This window comes from Clostridium sp., assembly GCF_026168755.1.
Classification (GTDB): domain Bacteria; phylum Bacillota; class Clostridia; order Clostridiales; family Clostridiaceae; genus Clostridium.
In genome coordinates this window covers 1-21,635 of sequence record NZ_JAPFDR010000010.1, presented here as the reverse complement: position 1 = coordinate 21,635, position 21,635 = coordinate 1, and the positions used below count along the sequence as shown (strand labels likewise).

Below are 21,635 nucleotides of genomic sequence, written 5' to 3'. Positions count from 1 at the left end.
TTTCGCAGTTTAGTCATCATACTGAAGCTATATGTACAGGTAGCTTAGCCGGTCATAATGCTGTAAGGTTAATGCTGGGAATGCCACTATTAATTTTACCTTCTTCTATAGCAATAGGCGATTTAATTTCTTTTGCTAATGAAAAAGTTGAAACTAGGGAAGGTAGAAAGGATAGATATACTTTTGCTGGTGCTAGCTATTTTAAGAGAATGCAAGAGTTAGGTCTTTATACTACTGATAAAGAGGAAATTAATGATAGAATTAAAAAGGTTAATTTAGATAATATATTTGAGCAAAAATTAGTATAAAGTATAAAGATAATAGGGGCTTAGTAGTAATTCTAAGTCTCTTTTTAATGAAGAGAAATAAATGATTAAACCTATATACTATTATTATAAAATTATGAAAAATAATATTATTATGTTATAGATTTACATAAAAAATAATGTTAAATTAATAGTATAAAAAAATTTTTTTAAAACATATTAGGGAGAGAGAAAATGGGTATAAAAGAAAAAATGCATAATACAGAATTATATTTGCCAGGAAATGAAGAATTAATGAAAGAGCAATTGGGATATTTAAATCGACTATATGATTTTAATATGACACGCCCTACAGAACTAGAAAAGCGAGAAGCTATGTTAAAAGAAATGTTTGCTGAAATTGGTGAAGGATGTTATATTGAACCTCCATTTCATGCAAATTTTGGTGGTAAGCATGTTCACTTTGGAAAGAATATTTATGCAAATTTTAATCTCACATTAGTAGATGATACACATATTTATGTAGGAGATTATACTATGTTTGGCCCAAATGTAACTGTAGCTACAGCAGGACATCCAATATTGCCAGAGCTTAGAAAAGAGGCTTATCAATATAATGCGCCTATTACTATAGGGAAGAATTGTTGGATTGGAGCTGGTGCAATTATTTTGCCAGGGATTACAATAGGAGATAATGTTGTAATTGGAGCAGGAAGTATTGTAACAAAGGATATTCCTTCTAATGTAGTTGCTGTAGGAAATCCGTGTAAAGTGCTTCGTGAAGTTAATGAACATGATAAAAAATATTACTTCAAAAATCGTATGATTTCCAAAGAACTTTTAGACTAAAAGTTTTTATTTATGAGATAAATTTATTAATAGAAAATTTAAATAGAGTAATATAAGAGGAAAAGGAAGGGATAGCCCTTCTTTTTCTCTTATTAAAAGGGGATAGAAGCAATCTATATTTAAATGATGCAAAAGTAATTATATATCAAAATATAATTTTAGCAATACTGCTTATAGCTGTGTTTATATATATGAATAATAAAAATAATATGAAGCAGTTTAAAATAGAAAATAGCTTATTATGTATTATTATAGGTATGGGATTAGGAACAATATCTTCATTTTTAAGTATTGGGGGTGGGACTGTTAATGTTTGTGTATTAACTTTATTTTTCTCTATGAATGCTAAGGAAGCAGCTGTTAATTATGGTAATTTTATCTCTTGTATTATTAAATATATATAATGTATTAGGGGCATTTAGATAAATATATTAAAGGGATGATTCATATGAGTGAATTAAATAGCTACATAAAAGATTTTAGTATTGACTTAGAGTAAACTCTAAGTTGTATGATGAATTTAATAAGAGAAAATTATAAAAGTATATGGTATGAGAAAAGAACTTATTTAAATATAAGTTAACTAATTTAAATGTTTTTTTATTTAAGAAATCTTAGTTGAAAATAATCAATTGGGATTTCTTTTTATTTTATGCTTATTAAGCAGAAAGAAACATACAATTGATATAGCACCTTTTTGTGAAATTTTACAAAATATTTAAAGTAAAGAGAATATAATAAAAAGAAAAAGAATATAATTCCAGTATATAGCAAAAACAAAAATAAACTTAAATATATTCTAATTAGCAAAATATTCAAAAGTGTGTAGTAGAAAATAAGAATATAAATTTTAAACGATTACAAAAAGCTTTTGTATAAATTATATGTTTTAGGGGGGAATACTTAATATGAAACTTAAAAAAATACTTACTTTAGCTTCTATACTATGTTTAAGTTTAAGCATAGTATCATGCTCAACAAATACTGATTCTAAAAACAATTCACAAGGAGAAAGTGGTAAAAAACAACTTCGTTTTGCTATATGGGACTTAGAGCAAAAACCAGGATTTGAAGAAATTGTAACTAAATTTAATGAAGAGAATCCTGATATTAACGTTGTTATAGAAGTTACACCTTATAAAAATTATTTTACAACTTTAGATACTGCTGCTCAAGCAAATAATTTACCAGATATTTTCACAATTAATGCTCCAAATTTTTTGAAATATCAAGAAGGTGGAAAATTAATGGATTTATCAGAGTGTAATATTGATTTAAATGAATTTAATCAGGCAGTTACAGAAATTTATACAGTTGATAATAAAATATATGCATTACCTAGGGATTTTGATGCCATTGGAATGTTTTATAATAAGAAATTATTTAATGAGTTAGGGTTAGAAGCACCTAAAACATATGATGAAATGATAGAAGTAGCTAAAAAATTAAAAGAAAATGATCCAAATATAATCCCTATTTTAATTCCTCATACAGATAATCAAGCAGGTTATTGGAATTTAGTTATTCAAGCAGGTGGAGAAATTGTAAATGAGGATGGCACAAGTGGATGGGATTCTTCAGAAGCGTTAGAAGCTATGAGTTTTTATAATAATTTAGTTCAAGATGGATTAAGTATAAAACCAACTAAATTAGAGGGAATTGATAATATAACTTCAGTAGCAAATAAAAAAATAGGTATGTTTTACTCAGGTGTATGGACTACAGCAGAGGTATCACAATTATCTAATAAAGAGGATATAGATGTTGCTCCACTTCCAACTAGTGGGAAAAATGATATTAGCTCTGTAATTCATGGCGTTGGAACAGCAGTAGCTGAAAACACTAAATATCCTGAAGAAGCTAAGAAATTTATTGAATTTATGGCAAGTGATGAGGCTAATAAAATTTTAGCAGAAAAATCATGTGTTATGCCTGCTAAGAATGGCTTTGCAGATACACTATATAAGGCTAATAGTAATCTTACTGGTCTTAAAGATACAGTAGAAAGTGCTAGTAGGGGTGTTGGTTATTTTAAATCAGGAAAAACAGGATGGGATAGTAAAGAAGTTGAAATAATTACAAAAATGCTAAATGGAGATCTTACGCCAGAAGAAACAGTTAAAATGTTAGCCGATGAAGCTAATAAAATATTAAAATAGAAGCTAAATGAAGGCGGTTCATACAATAAATAATATTGTTTATTTAATTTAAGTTGGACTAGCCTTTATTTAAAACATTAGTATTTATGATTAAGTTTAGAAATGGAGTGAAATAGGTGAAAAAACAAGAAGCTATGTGGGGATATATTTTTATAGCACCAGCAGTTATAGGGTTATTAATATTTGCAGTTTGGCCAATATTACAAAGTTTTTTCTTGAGTTTACATGAGTGGATTGGATTTGGTGAAAAGACTTTTATAGGATTGGATAATTTTAAGATTATATTACAAAACAAAGAGATATATGATTCTATAATTAATACATTTAGAATAACTATATTTGCATTACCTATATCAATTATGATTTCTTTGATTATTGCAAATATGTTAAACTCACCAACTGTTAGGGGAAAGGGAATTTTTAGAGTAATATTTTATTTACCAATAGTTACAATGCCAGCAGCTATAGCAGTAGTATTTAAATACATATTTAATTATAACTATGGAATAATTAATGAAATACTCAAATTTTTTAATTTAGAAGCAGTAGAATGGTTAAGCAATGCAAAATATTCTTGGATAGTTATAGTATGTATTTTAATTTGGTCAGTTATTGGCACTCAAATTATTATTTTATTAGCAGCTCTTCAAAATATAGATTATTCAATTTATGAAGCAGCAGATATAGATGGGGCAGGAAGTTTTAAGAAGTTTTGCAAAATAACAATACCAAGTATTTCACCAACAATATTTTTCTTAAGTGTAACAGGTTTTATTAGTATGTTCCAGTTATTTGATTTAATATATATTATGATAGGTAAAAATGCAGGATTGGATTCTACTAGAACTATTGTAGTAGAATTTTTTGAAGTAGCTTTTGTACAAACAAATAAGGGAATGGGAGCAGCCATAGCAGTTGTAATATTCTTTATTATTATGCTTGTAACTTTAGTACAAAAAATATTTGAAAAGAAATACGTACACTATTAGAAAGGGTGGATATGATATGAAAATAAAAAATAAAGTTAAAAAAAACATATATGTTTATATTTTTTTAATTATTTTATCAATTATAATACTTTGGCCATTTTTTCAAATGGTAAGTACTTCTTTTATGACTTATGAAGAAGCTATATCATCTCCTCTAACACTTATAGCTAAATCACCTGGATTAGATGGGTATAAAAGTGTATTTAATACTTTACCATTTTTAAAGTTATATTTAAATAGTATTATTACAGCAAGTTGTCGTGTAGTAGGAACTTTAATAACTTGTACAACTGCAGGATATGCTTTCGCTAAATTGCACTTTCCAGGTAAAAAGGTAATTTTTGCAGGTATTATGGCAATTATGATGGTTCCAGGACAAATGTTTTCACTTCCACAATACTTAACTATGAATGCATTTGGGTGGTTAAACTCTCTTAAAGCAATAATTATTCCAAATTTATTTACTGCATATGGAATATTTATGATGAAGCAGTTTTATTCAGCTGTTCCTAATGAATTATTAGAATCAGCAAGGGTTGATGGAGCTAGTCCAATTAGAATTTTTTATAAGATTGCGTCTCCAATGGTATCACCAGGAATTATGGTTCTTGGAGTTCAAACAGCTATTTCAGCATGGAATGATTTAATTTGGCCATTAATTGTTAATTCAGATATTAAAAAATTAACACTTCCGGTTTCAATGGCATTTATGGAAGGTCAACATAGTTCAGATATACCTACTATGATGGCTGCAGCAACTATGGTTGTACTACCAATGATTATAGTATATATTTTAGTGCAGAAAAAATTCCAAAATACAGGTATAGGAGTTGCAATTAAATAGATAATAAAATATTTGTTTAAATTATAAATTAAGTTTTAGATTAAAGAAAATTATAAGAAAATATAATAAGTAATTAAAAAGTAAAATTATTAATATGAAAAATAAGGGAGTGTTATTATGAGTTATATTAAGGTAGCAGTGATTGGAGCAGGGTCTAGAGGAAGACATGCTTATGGAAAGTATATATTAGATAATCAAGATAAAATAAGATATGTTGCAGTTGTAGAACCGGATTATGATAAAAGAATCGCATTAGCAAAGGAGCATAATATTCCAAAAGAAATGTGTTTTGAAAATGAAGATGGATTTTATGAATTAGGAAAAGTGTGTGATGCTGTTATAGTTTCACATCAAGATAAACAACATTATAATACTACAATTAAAGCACTTAATTTAGGGTATGATGTATTGCTTGAAAAGCCTATGACACCAGATGCAAAAGAATGCATGGATTTAGAAGTCTGTGCTAAGGAAAATGGAGTTAATTTAATGGTTTGTCATGTTTTAAGATATACAAAATTTTTTGAAAAGATTAAGCAGTTAGTAGAAGAAAAGGTTATTGGTGATTTGGTAGGCTTTGATCATAGAGAGAATATTGGACATTATCATATGGCTCATAGCTTTGTAAGAGGTAATTGGAGAAATGCTAGTGAAACATCACCACTTATATTAGCAAAAACCTGTCATGATATGGATATTATTACTTGGCTTGTAGATGATGAATGTACAGCAGTTTATTCAAGTGGTGATTTAAGTTATTTTAATAAGAATAATGCCCCAGAAGGAAGCTCAAAGAAATGTTTAGATTGTAAGTTTAAAGAGGAGTGTATATTTTCAGCAAAGAAGATATACTTAGATAGATGTAATGATGTATGGCCAATCAATACGTTATGTGCAAATCCTACTTATGATAATGTAAAGGCGATTTTAGATACAACAAGTTATGGAACATGTGTATGGAAAGTAGATGACAATGATGTTTGTGACAATCAAGTTTCGGTATTAGAGTTTAAAAATGGCGTTAGGGGAACTTTTACAGTAACAGCATTTACTAATAATCAATTTAGAGAAATAAGCCTTTTTGGAACGAAGGGTTCAATTTATGCAAGTGGATTAACAAATGAAATAATTATTAGAAAGCATATGATTGATGAAAATGCAGAAACATGCACCTATGTAATTAAACCAGAGAGAATTATTGGAGGACATAATGGAGGAGATATTGGACTTATGGATGATTTTGTTAGGTTAGTTAGTGGTACTACAAAGGAAGTAAGAACTTGTGTTGAACAGTCAATACAATCTCATATTATGTCTTATGCATGTGAAAAATCTAGAGTAGAGAAAAGAAGAATAGAAATAGAAAAATTTAAAAATGAACTTAGATTAAAAGAATGAAAATTTGTTTAGAATAGATTAAATAAAACCTCAAGGAGCTTTTATAGAAACCTTGAGGTTTTTATATATTGTAGGAAGAAATTCTGATAATATTAGCTTGAATGTAAAAAAACACCAAAAAGGCGATAGTCTTTTAATATTGTTAACAATAATTTAATAGTTGTTTTTATTAATTTTTTATGATAATATTGTTCGTTGTTTACAGTTAAATATTTAGAAAAATAAAAGAAAGAGGGGTTTTATGAAAAAGAAGGTTATATCTAACACTATAATATTTTTAGTGATTTTATTGTTTGTTAAGGGGTTTGAAGTTATATTTGGATCAAATAATAGCCTAGTTGGGGTTACTATAATAATATCTATATTAGTATTAATGCAAGAGGATTTAACTAAAAACTTATCTAGTAATTTAATGAAGTTACTTTTTATGAATTTAATTTCTGGAGTTTTTTCTAATATAGCAACTAATAATATGTATTTAGGTTTAGTACTAAATTTTAGTATTCTATTATTAATTGGATATTATTTGACACCTAAACTAAATAAAGTAATGGTTGTGCCTTTTGGTTTGCAATATTTATTTATGTTATATACTCCTGTAGCAGGTAGTGATTTTACAAAAAGATTAGTAGGACTAGCAACTGGTGCTATTTTAATAATGCTAGTTCAACTTGTAATTTATAGAGGTAGTAAAAATAATAAGAAGGTTGAAGATAGTGAGGTTGAAAATACTATAAATAATGAAAATAAAGAAGAAAATGAATATATAATAATATTTAATAAATTTAATATTCATCATGTAAGAGGAGCTTATGCAATTAGAATAGCTTTACTTACTACTATAGCAGTGTTCCTAGTAGATTTCTTTAATTTAGCTCAAGGACGTTGGATAGTATATACGATATTTTCATTAACAGAATTATATTCAGAACATTGTAGAGTAAGATCAAAACAACGTTTACAAGGTACTGTTATAGGTATAATTATAATAATGTTATTATTTGTAGTTATTAAAGATAATGCTATAAGAGGACTCATAGTATTGTTAGGTGGTTATTTAGACACGTATACAACTAACTATAGAGATAAAATTATATGTGTAACTATGTCGGTAGTTGCTTCTGTTTCATTAACTAATGGAACTATCACAACGGCTGTAGAAAGAGTAGGTTATATAGGTATAGGAATTATATTAGCTCTTTTTGCAGATAAATTAATATTTAATAAAAAATTAGAATGTGAAGACAAGCTTATATAAAATTAGGAGCTTGTTTCTATTTTTGTGTTTAGTATGAAATTTTAAAAATGTAAAATGGATGTTATGAAGCTTATGCATCTACGACAGCACTAGTTGAAAAAGTAAAAAAAGAATTAGGGTTAACAGAAGTAGACGGTAGATTAATTTTTAGCCTTATTAATGATAATGAAAAAGTTAAAAATATAGTTAATCAATGGATATTTGAAATAATAGTTGGTTTAGCAAATTTAATTCATATATTTAATCCATCACTTATGGTATTAGGTGGAGGAATTATGGAACAAGAATATATAATAGAATATATTAAAGGAAATATTGATAAGTTTATAATGCCTAATTATAGAAATGTTAAATTTGAAGGGGCAAGAATAGGTAATAATGCTGGGATATTAGGAATAGCTAATATTGCAATGAGAATATAATTAACTTATTTATTATAAAATAAGAGAAAAAATGTTGTATTTTGGTATAAAAGATGATATATTGTATAAAAATACTTTAAATTTAGTTCAGAGAAACTAAGAAGGAGAATGACAATATGAAAAAAATATCAGAAAATCAAGTATTAATGGTAGATGTTAATGAGAAGGTGCCAATAAAGAAAGCAATTCCATTAAGTATACAACATTTATTTGCAATGTTTGGCTCATCTGTTTTGGTTCCAATTTTATTTAACATTGATCCAACAACAGTATTATTTTTTAACGGAATAGGTACTTTGCTTTACGCATTTATTACAAAGAAAAGTATACCAGCATATTTGGGATCAAGTTTTGCTTTTCTAACTCCAACATTTTTATTATTTAGTGAAGGGCATAGTTTTCAAACTGTACAGGGAGGATTTGTAGCTTCAGGACTTGTTTTTTCAATAGTAGCAGTTATTGTAGGTTATACAGGAACAGACTGGATTAATAAGTTATTTCCACCAGCAGCAATGGGTGCAATAGTTACTATTATAGGTTTAGAGCTTGCAACTACAGCAGCTGATATGGCAGGTTTCCCTGTTGGAGGGTCAAATTCACCAGAGCTTAATAAAACTTGGGTTATAGTATCAATGGTTACTCTTATATCAGTTATATTAAGCAGTGTATTATTAAGAGGATTTTTAAAAGTAATACCTATTTTAATAGGAGTTGTTGTTGGATATATAACAGGTTGCTTTATGGGACTTGTTGATTTTGGAGCTATAGGAAATGCATCATTTTTTACAGTGCCACAAATAAAAATAGCTAAGTTTGATATTACAGCTATATTAACTATACTTCCAGCAACATTTGTAGTAATAGCAGAACATATAGGACATTTAAAGGTTACTAGTAGTATAGTAGGTAGAGATTTATCAAAAAATCCAGGACTTCATAGATCTCTTTTAGGAGATGGATTATCAACGATGATTTCTGGTATGTTTGGTTCAGTACCAACAACTACTTATGGAGAAAATATAGGAGTTATGGCACTAACAAAAGTATATAGCGTATATGTAATATGTGGTGCAGGAATAATTTCAATAATATTAGGGTTTTCAGGTAAGCTTTCAGCTATAATAAATACAATACCAACTCCTGTAATAGGTGGTGTTAGCTTATTATTATTTGGAACTATTGCAACATCAGGGCTTAGAACTTTTATAGAATCAAAAGTAGACTTTTCAAAATCAAGAAATTTAATACTTACATCAGTTATATTTATGGTAGGATTAAGTGGTATAAAATTAAGTATAGGTGTTGTAGAGTTAAAGGGAATGGGATTAGCAACTGTAGTTGGAATTATTATAAATTTAGCATTTATAATATTTGATAAACTTGGAATTATGAATGAAGAAGCTTAAATAGTTATATTTAGGAAATATAAAATTAAGAGATAGAATTTAACTAAAATTATGTATACCTAATTTTAATAGGTATGATAATGTTAAATTTTATCTCTTTTTTATTTTTTGATTTTAAGCAAGAAAATTTATCTTTTATTTAAATTAACAAAGAGGATAGTAATAATTCTGAGTATAATAGCTAAGAATAAATAGATAAGAAATAAAAAATTATACGAAAGGATGAAAATTATGAAGGCTATAATAATTGAATGTAACCCTAGTAAAAATTCATTTAGTGAGATTATTAAAGAAAAAATAAAAAGTGCTTTAGAAGAAAAGAAAAAATCATATGATGTAATTGCTTTATCTTTTTCAGGGCTAGTTATGCATATCATTTATAATATGAGTTTTTTTCAAAGTGGTAAACTTAAGGGAGTTAGTTGAATATAAAAATAGCACTTTTAAATAATATACTCGTAAATGAATATTAATATAAAAATAAAATTAATACTAAACAAATAATTACATTAGATTAAATATAAAAAGCGAAGCTTCACTAAGAAAGAAACTTCACCTATATTTTCATATAGTTAAATTACATTTTATTTTTAACTACTATAGCCTTATTCCAAATAACTAAATTCAATATAATTAAAATTAAGATATATATTAATATTGCAAAGATATTTTTACTTAATAAAAAATGTACTAATGCACCCAGACCAACTATACAAAATGATATAAATAAAACAATGAGATTTTGTGATGAATCTACTACATTTGCTTTCACACTAAATGGTAATTTAAAATTACTAATAAAGTGTTGTATTGGAATAACTAAGGTTGCAAAAGCAAGTATAACTATTAAATGTGGTATTACTTTTAAACCAAATAACAATATAAAAGCTATTGATTGAATTATAAATATTGGTAATAATAAATTTATAAAAACAGCCTTATAACATCCTTTATATATTATGGATTTATTTTTAATAGGTGTAATTATATATAACCATGCAGCTTTATAATTACTGGAAAATTGAAGAACAGATAGTGTATTACCAAACATTAAAATAAAAAAGTAAATATATAAATAAGAATTTGAATTTGCCATATTATTTTTCCACTCTGAGAAACTTCCTATATTATGATTATTATTAAATATGAACATAAATAAGAAAGGCAAAATAAGCGAAAATCCTAAATTTGGATATAATTTTAATTTAAAATCTCTTTCATTTTTTATAAGTGATCTACCAAAACTATAAATGGCTTTTTCTTCATTACTTTTACAAAACACATATCCTAGTTTATATAGTAATCCTTTTTTCTTTTTATTTTCTTTTCCATCATTAGCATTTAGCTTTGATAAATAATTTTCAAATTGCTTACTCTTCTTTATATAAGTTATTATTGCAATTAATGGTATAACTATTGAAAAAACTACTAATAATAATGATATAGTTGTTAACTGACCTTGATCTAAAGCATATATTGGTGCTGCAAACCACATTGGAGGAACTAATAAGTTCCAAAGTTTTTCTTTGTATGAAATATTTAAATCAGTAAATTCAAATATTCGTGGAATAATTTGATATCCTATAACCATAGTTGATGTTAATATTATTTGTACAAAATTTATAATGTCTTTTACCTTTTCTCCATTAAAATATTTAAGTATAAAATAATATACTAAGGCTGTAATAACTATCATAAATATATCAATTATTATAATATCTAATAAGACTAATATTCCTATGGCTATTCCATTAAGGAAAGCACCTATTATAGCAAGCCATCCTAAAGCCATTGAAATCAAAAATACATAATATACAATATGTGTTATTTTTGCGGCATTTAATGTTTTATTATTAACTCCAGTAATTTTAATTAAATTGCTATCTCTTACATCAAGTAATACAGTAGAAAAGTCTGCAATAAAGACAGTTAATACTAAAAACATAAACAAAGCAAAAATCATTGTATATATATACATTTTATTTATTGGTATAAAAGTTATTATTCCAATAAATAATCCCATGAAAGCATATATAATCAAAGAGATAATAAAGTAGTTTTTTTCTTTTTCCTCATTAATATTTCCAGTTGTTAAAGTTGAAGTTCTTCTACTATCCATAGTTAATTTATATTTTAAAATTAACCTCATTTTTTCATAATCTACACCCATAGATATATATAATGATTTTATTTTATCTAATATTTTTAAAAATATATTTTCTTTCATAAAACTATACCTCACTAATTAAGGATGTAATTTCATTAGCAATTTCTTTATGGTTATTAAATCCTGTTAATTGATTAAATATTTCCTCTAAAGTTCCCTCAGTGCTACTTTTTTGTAGCTCTTCAAAAGTACCATCTGCAACTATATTTCCATTATTAAGAAGTACAATTCTATTACTTAATTTTTCAACGACATCCATGATATGAGATGAGTAAAAGATAGTTTTCCCTTGTGCTGCAAGAGATGACATAAGCTCTTTAACTATCATAACTGTATTTGCATCTAATCCACTTAAGGGCTCATCCAAAAATAGAATATCTGGATTATGAATTAAGCTAGATATAAGTAGTATTTTTTGTTTCATACCTTTGGAGCAGGCTGATATTCTTGTATTAATACATTGTGATATTCCCAATAAATCCATAAGTGATTTTGCTCTTTTTTCAAGAATATTTACCTCTAATCCATATAATTTACCAATAAAACTTAAATATTCCATAGCTGTTAAGCTTTCATAAAGATCTGCAATTTCAGGTACATATCCTATTCTTTTTTTATACTCTCCATCTCCATTTTTTATATTTTCACCAAATAATATTATATCACCTTCATAATCTTCAATTAGACCTAATATAATTTTTACTGTAGTACTTTTACCAGCACCGTTTGCGCCTATGTATCCAATAACTTCGCCTTTTTTTACCTTAATGTTTATACCTTTAAGAACTTCTTTATTACCATAATTTTTCTTTAAATTTATCATTTCTAAGATATAATTTTCATTCAACACAACTCACCTCAACAAATTACTATTTATTTATATTTTACCATTATTAGTATAAAAATCATATTGTTTAATAAATTAATTTAGCAAAATAAACTTAATTTACTTGTAAAATTATTTTAAATAAGTAGAAATATTAATTAGTGGGATTTTTTGTTGAATTTTATAACAAGTTATTGCTATTAACATAATATTTAATATATTATATAGTTATATATTAATAGAGAGGAGTTAAGGAAATGCTTAGTGAAAAATTATTAAAAGCCCTTAATGAACAAGTTAACTTTGAATTTTATTCTTCTTATACATATCTTGCAATGGCTGGATATTGTGAATCTATTGATTTAAGTGGATTTTCTAATTTCTTTAGAGTTCAAGCTAAAGAAGAATTAGATCATGCTATGAAATTATATGATTATGTATATCAAAAAAATGGATCAATTGAATTAGAACAAGTAAATAAGCCACAAATAGAATATGATGGAATTATTGATGTATTCCAAAAAGGATATGAGCATGAGCAATTAGTTACAAAGAAAATATATTTATTAACAGATATAGCTTATGAAGAAAGAGAACATTCTACAATTAGTTTACTTAAATGGTTTATTGATGAGCAAGTAGAAGAAGAAAATAATTTTAATGCTTTACTTAAAAAAGTAAGAAGAGTTGGAGATAATCAGGCAGCAGTGTATTTACTTGATGATGAACTGCAAAAAAGACAATATGTATCGTCACAAACTGTATAGTTCTTGTATTATATTAAATGCGATAAGATAATAATTAGATAAAAGGTGCTAGATATTTATATTTTAATATATCTAGCACTTTTTAATTAAGATATTTTTTTATTAAATTATATTGTTATTTTAATTTGCTTTCCTTCAATTACAATTTTTAATTTATTAAGGTGTTTTTTGATATACTTGCATTTAATTTAATATGCATTATCACCATAACTATTAAAATTAATAGTAAATATATTGGAAAGACTCTTACACTTATATGATTTGCAATAATACCAAATAGTGGTGGCATTAATAAATTTCCAACATATGCACTTGCCATTTGTACCCCTATAACTGCTTGTGATTTATCTGCTCCAAAGTTGCTTGGTGTAGAATGAATAATGCATGGGTATATTGGAGCACAACCAAGACCAATAGTAATTAAGCCTATTAAAGCAACTTGATGACCAAGAGGTAAACACATAAGTATAATACCAATTAAAATTATACCTTGACCTAAATAAATCATTTGTTTATCACTTAGCTTCATTGTAATAAATCCACTAATAGCTCGTCCTACTGTAATTCCTATAAAAAATAGACTTCCATAACTTGCTGCTATGTCTAAATCAAATCCGTGTTGTAATACTAAGTAGCTACTAGCCCATAAGCCTGTTGTTTGTTCTAATGCACAATAACAGAAAAACATAAGCATTACTTGTTTAGCTCCAGGAATATTAAATATTTCTTTTAAAGTAAGTGCTTTATTTTTTTCATTTTCAGCTTCTTGCATATCTCTCATAATAGGACTTTTTTTCCAAAGAGGTAAACTTAACATAATTATGATGGTTAGAGCAACTTGAATTAGAGATATATAACGATATCCCATATTCCAAGTTTGTCCATTAACTAATGCAAAACTCATAATATATGGACCTAAACTGGCACCAACACCCCACATACAATGAAGCCAACTCATATGATGACTCTTATAATGTAGTGCTACATAATTATTTAAGGAAGCATCAACACTACCTGCACCAAGACCATAAGGGATTGCCCACAATACTAACATCCAATAAGAATGACTTATAGAAAAGCCAAACAAAGCTACAGCTGTCATCAGAACACTAAAAGCTGTAACTTTACCTGTCCCTAATAATTTTGTAAGACGATCACTTTGTAAACTGGAAAAAATTGTACCAGCAGAAATAATCATAAAAATTGCACCTGCATAAGATACAGGTACATTAAATTCTTGATAGATTGTAGGCCAAACAGAACCTAATAATGAATCTGGCAGTCCTAAACTAATAAAAGATAAATATATAACTGCTAATAATAAATTAAACATATTGCTTTCCCCCTTTATATGCTGATAAGATTATATCATCAAAAAAATAAAAATGTTAAAACAAAATAATCATATTTATATGATAATATCTTCAAAAAGGAGTAGTTATGGCGTTATCAAAATGTATATCAAAAATAGATAAAACAGGTCTTGAATTAATTGAACATGGAGTTACTAGCTTTCCTATAGCATGTTACCATGATGATTTACGAAGAGAATCTGTTGATTGGCATTGGCATGAAGAGTTAGAGTTGATTGTTGTTTCAGAAGGTAGTGCCATTATTACTGTAGCTGGTGAAAAATATATTGTAAATAAAGGTGATGGATTTTTTATTAACACAGGAGTTCTTCATGGTGGCTGTATTTATGAAAGTACTACTTGTATATTTCATTCTATTGTATTTCATCCTCGTTTAGTTGGAGGTAATACTGATAGCATATTTTGGAGGAAATACTTAAATCCAATTTTAAAGAATATTTCTTTTAAAGGTTTGTTTTTAAATAATTCAATACAATGGCAAAAAGATTTATTGTGCAGTATAGATGAAGCATGGTTTCTTTGTATGAATGAAGAAGAAGGGTATGAATTTGAAGTTCGTAATGTTTTATCAAAAATAATTTATCTTATGTCTAAAAATTTAGAGTGTATAGAATCAAATACCTCAACAAAGAAGTTAAGAGACAGTCATCGCATGAAAAATATGCTTCAATATATTGATGAACACTATTCAGATAATATTACTATTAATGAAGTTGCGGAAAGTGCATCTTTAAGTGTAAGTGAATGCCTTCGTTGTTTTCATAGAAATATTGGAACCACACCTATACAATACTTGAAATCTTTTCGTATTAAAAAAGCTGCTGAATTATTAACAAATACAGATATGAAAATAGTAGATGTTGGTATAATTTGTGGTTTTCAAGATATGAGTTATTTTGCAAAAACATTTCGTAATATATATGGCTGTACACCGTCTCAATATAGAGAAAAATAGTGATATCGGATATAATGGTCCTAAGGGAAATAATGGGTTACAAGTTTATTTAGTAGTTATGTAGAAAAAAGAAGAAAAATGTATTTACAAAGAAACGTTTACATGATATAATTTAATTGTACTATAAAAAAGGGCATGTAACCAAATGAAATTTTGGGCATTAGCCATAACAAAAATATGCTATTTTGCATAGTTTTTGTTATGGCTTTTTTGCATCTTAAATTCCAAAAAATAACAATTTAATTATTAAGAAAGAGGGATAAATAATGAAAAGAACAAAATTAAATTCAATTTTAGCTAAAGTAGTTACAACATCATTTATATTTACTACTTTACCAACCGCTACTTTTGCAGAGGTTGTTAATGATAATAAAGAATTAGTAAAATTACAAGTTAATATTCCTACTGTAAGTCCTACACCACATAATATTGAAGGATCAGGGGAAGGATTTATTCTTACTGAAAAAGTAAATATAGTTGGACAAAATCAAGCTGATAAAGATGCTATAAGAGAATTAGTACAAGCATTAAAAGAATTAGGTATAGAAGTTAATAATGATTTTGATGAAAATGCAACTACAATAATAATTGGGGAAGATGATGATAATATTCAAGAGATGAATGACTTTTTTAAGAGCATTGGTAAATCAGGTGCAGAAGAAATAGAAGTTAAAGAAGGATATGTACTTGCATCTAATCAAAATGAAGATGGAAAAATGACAATTGCCATTGAAGGAACAGATGAAGTTGGTACTTATTATGGAGTAAAAACTTTAAAACAATTATTAATAGAAGAAAGTGATAGAAATGTTGTTCCAGAAGTTTATGTAAATGATTACCCAACACAACATGTTAGAGCAGTCGTTGAAGGATTTTATGGAACACCATGGACACATCAAGATAGATTAGATCAATTTAAATTTTATGGTGAAAATAAATTAAATATGTATATATATGCTCCAAAGGATGATCCATATCATAGAGATCAATGGAGAGATCCATATCCACAAGAAGAAATGGCAAGAATGCAAGAACTTATAAATACAGCAAATGAAAATAAAGTTGATTTTGTATTTGCAATTTCTCCAGGTAAAGATATAGATATAAATTCAGAAGCTGATTATAAAGCACTTGTTGATAAGTGTGAATCATTATATGATATGGGTGTTAGAAGCTTTGCTATTCTTTGGGATGATATATTTACAGATGATGGGGCTGGACAAGCTGCAATAATGAATAGATTTAATGCAGAATTTGTTAAAACAAAAGAAGGAGTTAAACCTTTAATAACAGTTCCAACACAATACTGGGGAACATCAATGTTTAATGGTTCAGAAGTAAAGCCATATACAGAAGGGTTTTCTAAAAACTTAGATAAAGATATTGAAGTTATGTGGACAGGGGAACATGTTATTCCTGAGAGTGTAACTTTAGAAGATGCGGAAAAAGTAAATAGCCTTTATGGAAGAAAGATGCTTTTATGGTGGAACTACCCTGTTACTGATTATAAAGTTGATAAATTAGCTTTAGGACCAATATATAATCTTGGTAATGATTTAGCTACTAAAATTGGTGGATTTATAATAAATCCAATGGAATTTGCTGAAGCATCAAAAATAAGTATTCATACAGGAGCTGATTATGCATGGAATACAGAAGCTTATAATTATGATAAGGCATGGGATAATGCAATTGCAGATGTAGTTGGAGAAGAATTAAAAGAAAGCTTTAAGGTGTTTGCAGATCATAGTACAAAACTTGATACTGGTAGAGATGATGCACCAGAAATGAGAGCTGTAATGGATGAATTCTGGAAGAGGGTTGATAATAGACAAATTCCAGCAGCAGAATTAGAAAATTTAAAAGAAAATTTTGGGGTAATAAAATCAGCAGTAGCAGATACTCAAGCAAAATTGCATAAAGCTATGTTAGATGAAGTTGCACCACAATTACAAAAGCTTACTAATTATGCAGATGCAGCAACTACTGCAGCTGACATGGTTATAGCAATGTTAAATGGTGATAATAAATTATGGTGGGATTTAAAAACTCAACTGTCAGGGCAAATAGATATTTTAAATGAATCAAAGGCAATTATATCAGATAAGGTTTTAGATGATTTTGTTAAACAAGCAAATGCAAAGACTGACGCTATGTATTTTGAAGGTGTATTAAAAGATCAAATTAAAACTTATAACTATTTAGGAAGTGTATCTGAAAATCTTTCATCATTAAAGTTTGAAGAATGGTACAATGGAAAATCTCCATATGAAGTTTCAAATATGTTTGATGGTAAGCTAGATACAGCATATAGATCAGCTAATAATGTTAAAGCTGGAGATGAAATAGTTGTAGATTTAGGAAGAGTTGAAAAATTAAATAATATTTATATGTTAATGGGAAGAACTTCTCATGATAATGCAGTTATGAAAGGTAATGTTCAAATTTCAGTAGATGGAGTGGAATGGAAGACTGTATTAGAAAATAATTCATTTAGAGAATTATTTGTTGGAGATTTAAATGAAAGTGCTAGATATATTAAATATGTAGCAACAGAAGATCAAGAAAACCAAGTATACGTTAGAGAATTTATGGTGAATAAAAATACTGTAAGTGGAATTAGAACTAATGTAGAAGGTAGCTTTGAATATAATAAGAGTGTTGTTGGAAGAAATGAAGTTAATTCAGTAGTTGCTAAAGAAAAAGTTACTTTAAAATCAGGAGACAATATAGGTCTAGAACTTCCAGAATATAAATATATAACATCAATAAATGTTAATAGCAATGTTAAAGGAAATGTTGAATATACAATTAATGGAATGGATTGGTTTGTATTAGGTGAAGTAAATGGAGAAACTACTTTATCTCTAGAAAAACCACAAGTTGTTAAACAAGTTAGATTTGTTGCTACTGAAGAAAAGTCTACTAAGAACTTTACAATGGATTTAGTAATTGAAGGAAAAGGTGAAGAATCAGTTACAACAAATAGAAATGGTAGTGGAAACTACAAAGATTTAAATGCAATTGTTGATGGAGATGTAGACTCAAGCTTTATTTCATCAGGTGCTTTAAAGACAGGAGATTATTTCACTTTAAATCTTGGAAAAGTTACTAATGTAAGAAATATTCAATTCATTGGAGATAAAAAATTTGGTGGGGATAGAATAAGAGAAGGTAAAGTTGAATATTCTTTAGATGGAGAAACTTGGACTGAAATTTACAATGGAAATATATCAGAACAATTTAGAATGTTTGATTTAGATTTTAATGCACAATATGTAAGAGTTACTGCAACTGCTGGAACAGATTCATGGGTTAGAATGTCTGATTTCTCAGTGAATTCTCCAGAGGCAGAGGTTATTTTTGAATCAACTGTTAAACCAGTAAGTGACAGTCATAGATTAGATAATTTAATGGATGAAAATATTCAAACTTCTTATATCCCAAGAGCTGAAGTTAAGAGTGGAGATAGAGTAGTTTATAATATATTTGATGGTGCATTAATAAATAACATTGAAATATTCCAAAATGAAAGTACAATTTCTAATGCAAAAGTTATTGCAAGAACTTCTGATGACAGAAGACTAGAAGTTGGTACATTAGATAAAGGTTACAATGTATTTGCTATGGAAAAGCCTGAAGAGATTGTTTCTATAACATTAGAATTCCAAGATGGTTCAGGAACACCAGAAATATATGAAATAGTAACAGAAAACTTTACATTAGAAGCTATTAAGGAATTTGCAAAATCTAATTTAGCGCAAGCAAAAGAATTATTAACAAAAACTGATGGTAAATCAGAAGAAGTTATAAATGCATTAAAAACAGCTACTTCTGAAGTTGAAAATGCATTAATAGATGGTGCAAATAGAGAAGATTTATTTAAATTAAATAGGCAATTAGAAAATGCTATCAAGTCATATGTAGAGTATAGTGAAGAAACTAAACCAGAAGAAAATCCAGGGGTTACTCCAGGAGAAAAACCTGAAGTTAAACCTGAGCAAAAACCAGAAAATAAACCAGAAAATAAACCAGGCAAACTTCCTCAAACAGGAAATGTAGCTGGAGTAGCAGCTTTACTTTTAGGTGTTACATCTTTAGTTGGTGGAGCATTTGCTTTTAAAAAGAAGAAAAAATAATATTTAAAAAAGAAAGACTTAGGAAATATTTTTATAGTATTTTCTAAGTTTTTCTTTTTTAAATTATATTATATACATAGAAATTAATTATTATAGAACAAAAAACATAAATTACATGGTATAATTTTAAGGAATATAAAATAGGTAGTGGGAGACGAGTTAAGATATGACATTTGACAAAATTATAATATGGTTAATGGCAATAGGAATACTTATTGGAGCTATTGACAGATTACTTAAAAATAAATTTGGATTAGGAGAAAAATTTGAGGAGGGGCTCAACTCAATGGGACCTTTAGCTCTTAGTATGGTTGGTATAGTTAGTTTATCACCAGTAATATCTAATTTTTTAGGTCCAATAATAATACCTTTTTATAAATTTTTAGGGGCAGATCCAGCAATGTTTGCTTCAATTTTGGCCAATGATATGGGGGGGTATCAGCTAGCTTTATCATTAGGTGAAAATAAAGAAATTGCTTTATTTTCTGGGTTAATAGTTGCATCTATGTTGGGATGTACTATAGTATTTTCAATTCCTGTTGCATTGGGATTAATAGAAGAAAAAGATAAAGAGTTTTTTGCAAAGGGATTATTAATAGGATTATCAACTATACCTTTAGGTTCAATTATTGGTGGATTAATAATGAAAATAAATATAAAGGTACTTTTAATAAATATTATCCCTATTATTTTAATTTCCTTAATACTAATTTTAGGATTGAAATTTTTCCAATATGCAATGATAAAGGGTGTATTATATTTTGGAAAATTTATTATGTGGATTAGCACAATAGGTTTAGCGGCTTCTGCTTTTGAGAGCTTAACTGGAGTAGCATTAATAAAAGGAATGGCACCTATTAATGAAGGAATGAATGTAGTAATAAATATTGGAATAGTTTTATTAGGAACATTTCCTATGTTAACACTAATAATCAATATATTAGACAAGCCACTTAGAAAATTAGGGAAATATATAGGATTAGATTCTACAAGCGTTGCAGGTATAATTTTTTCATTAGCCAATAGTATCCCTGTTTTTAAAATGTTAAAAGATATGAATAATAAAGGAAAGATAATAAATGTAGCATGGCTAGTTTCAGCCACATCAACTTTAGGAGCTCATTTGGGATTTACAGCTGGTGTTGAAACAAAAATGATAATTCCAGTTATATTAAGTAAGTTATTTGCTGGATTATTCGCAATTGTAATAGCATTAATTTTTACAAGAAGTAGTGAGCAAAATAAAAATGTATAGAAATATAATTAAGTATCTAAAGTAAAATTACATTTAACATATTTATAGAAGAAATCTTAGTTGTTTATTTTTTAAACTAAGATTTCTTTTTCTTTATATATAATAATGAAATAAGTTGTTTAATTAACATAAGAAATAGTGTATAATATCCATTAATTAAAATTATGAAAAGATATTATAGTAAGAGAGGGGAATTAAAATTTGAAAAACTTTTTAGGAGATAAGTTTAAGGAATATTGGGGAATAGTTACATATGTAATAATTTTAGCTTATACAATTTTTAATTTTAAAAATCTTATTTCTGGTGCCACAAATATAATTGGAATAATTTCACCATTTATTATAGGAATTGCAATAGCTTTTGTATTAAACTTAATTATGGTAATTTTTGAGGAGAATATATTTAGTTTTTTAGATAATAAAAAATAGACTTGTTGTAAAATGAAATTGAACTAATAAAAAAATCCATAGTGGATTATCTGTGTTATGATTTAATTGCCAAACAAAACCAACACGGAGGATAATCACTATGGACTACCCAAATAATAACACAGAATCACGT

The 21,635-nt window shown here is 27.2% G+C and carries 17 protein-coding genes and 2 pseudogenes; 16 read left to right on the top strand and 3 right to left on the bottom strand.

Annotation, left to right across the window (positions count from 1 at the left end; translation table 11 throughout):
• Positions 1–17 precede the first annotated feature (17 nt).
• From Q0Y03_RS05720 to Q0Y03_RS05670, 11 genes and pseudogenes are all read left to right on the top strand, one after another.
• Positions 18–308 (top strand): annotated as a pseudogene (locus Q0Y03_RS05720) (FAD-dependent oxidoreductase); the annotation flags it as partial.
• Positions 309–500: 192 nt separating this feature from the next.
• A complete protein-coding gene (locus Q0Y03_RS05715; RefSeq protein ID WP_297712879.1) occupies positions 501–1,115 on the top strand; it encodes a sugar O-acetyltransferase in 615 nt (204 codons plus the stop codon).
• A 71-nt stretch (positions 1,116–1,186) separates the two neighbouring features.
• Entirely contained in the window at positions 1,187–1,519 is a 333-nt protein-coding gene (locus tag Q0Y03_RS05710; protein ID WP_363318724.1) for a TSUP family transporter, read from the top strand.
• A gap of 504 nt (positions 1,520–2,023) precedes the next feature.
• A complete protein-coding gene (locus Q0Y03_RS05705) occupies positions 2,024–3,274 on the top strand; it encodes a sugar ABC transporter substrate-binding protein (protein WP_297712878.1) in 1,251 nt (416 codons plus the stop codon).
• 116 nt (positions 3,275–3,390) lie between these two features.
• Positions 3,391–4,263, top strand: coding sequence for a sugar ABC transporter permease (locus Q0Y03_RS05700; protein ID WP_294137168.1), 873 nt, complete (start codon positions 3,391–3,393; stop codon positions 4,261–4,263).
• A 16-nt stretch (positions 4,264–4,279) separates the two neighbouring features.
• On the top strand, positions 4,280–5,107 hold the full coding sequence (locus tag Q0Y03_RS05695; RefSeq protein ID WP_297712877.1) for a carbohydrate ABC transporter permease: 828 nt from the start codon (positions 4,280–4,282) through the stop codon (positions 5,105–5,107).
• 117 nt (positions 5,108–5,224) lie between these two features.
• Positions 5,225–6,505 carry a Gfo/Idh/MocA family oxidoreductase gene (locus Q0Y03_RS05690; RefSeq protein WP_297712876.1) on the top strand — a complete coding sequence of 427 codons (1,281 nt, stop codon included), beginning with the start codon at positions 5,225–5,227 and terminating at the stop codon, positions 6,503–6,505.
• Between the two features lie 241 nt (positions 6,506–6,746).
• Positions 6,747–7,763: an FUSC family protein gene (locus Q0Y03_RS05685; protein WP_297712875.1), complete on the top strand. Its 1,017-nt coding sequence runs from the start codon at positions 6,747–6,749 to the stop codon at positions 7,761–7,763.
• Between the two features lie 68 nt (positions 7,764–7,831).
• Positions 7,832–8,185 (top strand): annotated as a pseudogene (locus Q0Y03_RS05680) (ROK family protein); the annotation flags it as partial.
• A gap of 116 nt (positions 8,186–8,301) precedes the next feature.
• A complete protein-coding gene (uraA, locus tag Q0Y03_RS05675) occupies positions 8,302–9,591 on the top strand; it encodes a uracil permease (protein ID WP_297712874.1) in 1,290 nt (429 codons plus the stop codon).
• Positions 9,592–9,822: 231 nt separating this feature from the next.
• Complete coding sequence (locus Q0Y03_RS05670) at positions 9,823–10,017, top strand: hypothetical protein (RefSeq protein ID WP_297712873.1); 195 nt, start codon at positions 9,823–9,825, stop codon at positions 10,015–10,017.
• Between the two features lie 151 nt (positions 10,018–10,168).
• Here the strand turns inward: Q0Y03_RS05670 and Q0Y03_RS05665 are convergent, their stop codons facing one another.
• Positions 10,169–11,818: an ABC transporter permease gene (locus Q0Y03_RS05665; RefSeq protein WP_297712872.1), complete on the bottom strand. Its 1,650-nt coding sequence runs from the start codon at positions 11,816–11,818 to the stop codon at positions 10,169–10,171.
• A 4-nt stretch (positions 11,819–11,822) separates the two neighbouring features.
• Positions 11,823–12,581: an ABC transporter ATP-binding protein gene (locus Q0Y03_RS05660; protein ID WP_297712946.1), complete on the bottom strand. Its 759-nt coding sequence runs from the start codon at positions 12,579–12,581 to the stop codon at positions 11,823–11,825.
• Between the two features lie 260 nt (positions 12,582–12,841).
• Between Q0Y03_RS05660 and Q0Y03_RS05655 the strand changes: the two genes are divergently transcribed.
• Complete coding sequence (locus Q0Y03_RS05655) at positions 12,842–13,351, top strand: ferritin (protein WP_297712871.1); 510 nt, start codon at positions 12,842–12,844, stop codon at positions 13,349–13,351.
• Between the two features lie 148 nt (positions 13,352–13,499).
• Here the strand turns inward: Q0Y03_RS05655 and Q0Y03_RS05650 are convergent, their stop codons facing one another.
• Positions 13,500–14,684, bottom strand: coding sequence for an MFS transporter (locus tag Q0Y03_RS05650; protein ID WP_297712870.1), 1,185 nt, complete (start codon positions 14,682–14,684; stop codon positions 13,500–13,502).
• Positions 14,685–14,791: 107 nt separating this feature from the next.
• Here Q0Y03_RS05650 and Q0Y03_RS05645 point away from each other — a divergent pair, with 107 nt between their 5' ends.
• From Q0Y03_RS05645 to Q0Y03_RS05630, 4 genes are all read left to right on the top strand, one after another.
• Complete coding sequence (locus Q0Y03_RS05645) at positions 14,792–15,679, top strand: AraC family transcriptional regulator (protein WP_297712869.1); 888 nt, start codon at positions 14,792–14,794, stop codon at positions 15,677–15,679.
• A 266-nt stretch (positions 15,680–15,945) separates the two neighbouring features.
• Entirely contained in the window at positions 15,946–19,818 is a 3,873-nt protein-coding gene (locus Q0Y03_RS05640) for a beta-N-acetylglucosaminidase domain-containing protein (protein WP_297712868.1), read from the top strand.
• 166 nt (positions 19,819–19,984) lie between these two features.
• A complete protein-coding gene (gene eutH, locus Q0Y03_RS05635; RefSeq protein WP_297712867.1) occupies positions 19,985–21,073 on the top strand; it encodes an ethanolamine utilization protein EutH in 1,089 nt (362 codons plus the stop codon).
• Between the two features lie 201 nt (positions 21,074–21,274).
• A complete protein-coding gene (locus tag Q0Y03_RS05630; protein ID WP_297712866.1) occupies positions 21,275–21,502 on the top strand; it encodes a hypothetical protein in 228 nt (75 codons plus the stop codon).
• Positions 21,503–21,635 lie beyond the last annotated feature (133 nt).

Excerpts from the sequence above, each read along its gene's own strand:
- Q0Y03_RS05665 (WP_297712872.1), bottom strand. The coding sequence starts at position 11,818 with ATGAAAGAAAATATATTTTTAAAAATATTAGATAAAATAAAATCATTA.
- Q0Y03_RS05685 (WP_297712875.1), top strand. The coding sequence starts at position 6,747 with ATGAAAAAGAAGGTTATATCTAACACTATAATATTTTTAGTGATTTTA.
- Q0Y03_RS05715 (WP_297712879.1), top strand. The coding sequence starts at position 501 with ATGGGTATAAAAGAAAAAATGCATAATACAGAATTATATTTGCCAGGA.
- Q0Y03_RS05645 (WP_297712869.1), top strand. The coding sequence starts at position 14,792 with ATGGCGTTATCAAAATGTATATCAAAAATAGATAAAACAGGTCTTGAA.
- Q0Y03_RS05640 (WP_297712868.1), top strand. The coding sequence starts at position 15,946 with ATGAAAAGAACAAAATTAAATTCAATTTTAGCTAAAGTAGTTACAACA.
- Q0Y03_RS05690 (WP_297712876.1), top strand. The coding sequence starts at position 5,225 with ATGAGTTATATTAAGGTAGCAGTGATTGGAGCAGGGTCTAGAGGAAGA.
- Q0Y03_RS05655 (WP_297712871.1), top strand. The coding sequence starts at position 12,842 with ATGCTTAGTGAAAAATTATTAAAAGCCCTTAATGAACAAGTTAACTTT.
- Q0Y03_RS05695 (WP_297712877.1), top strand. The coding sequence starts at position 4,280 with ATGAAAATAAAAAATAAAGTTAAAAAAAACATATATGTTTATATTTTT.
- Q0Y03_RS05650 (WP_297712870.1), bottom strand. The coding sequence starts at position 14,684 with ATGTTTAATTTATTATTAGCAGTTATATATTTATCTTTTATTAGTTTA.
- eutH (WP_297712867.1), top strand. The coding sequence starts at position 19,985 with ATGACATTTGACAAAATTATAATATGGTTAATGGCAATAGGAATACTT.
- Q0Y03_RS05705 (WP_297712878.1), top strand. The coding sequence starts at position 2,024 with ATGAAACTTAAAAAAATACTTACTTTAGCTTCTATACTATGTTTAAGT.
- Q0Y03_RS05660 (WP_297712946.1), bottom strand. The coding sequence starts at position 12,581 with ATGATAAATTTAAAGAAAAATTATGGTAATAAAGAAGTTCTTAAAGGT.
- uraA (WP_297712874.1), top strand. The coding sequence starts at position 8,302 with ATGAAAAAAATATCAGAAAATCAAGTATTAATGGTAGATGTTAATGAG.
- Q0Y03_RS05670 (WP_297712873.1), top strand. The coding sequence starts at position 9,823 with ATGAAGGCTATAATAATTGAATGTAACCCTAGTAAAAATTCATTTAGT.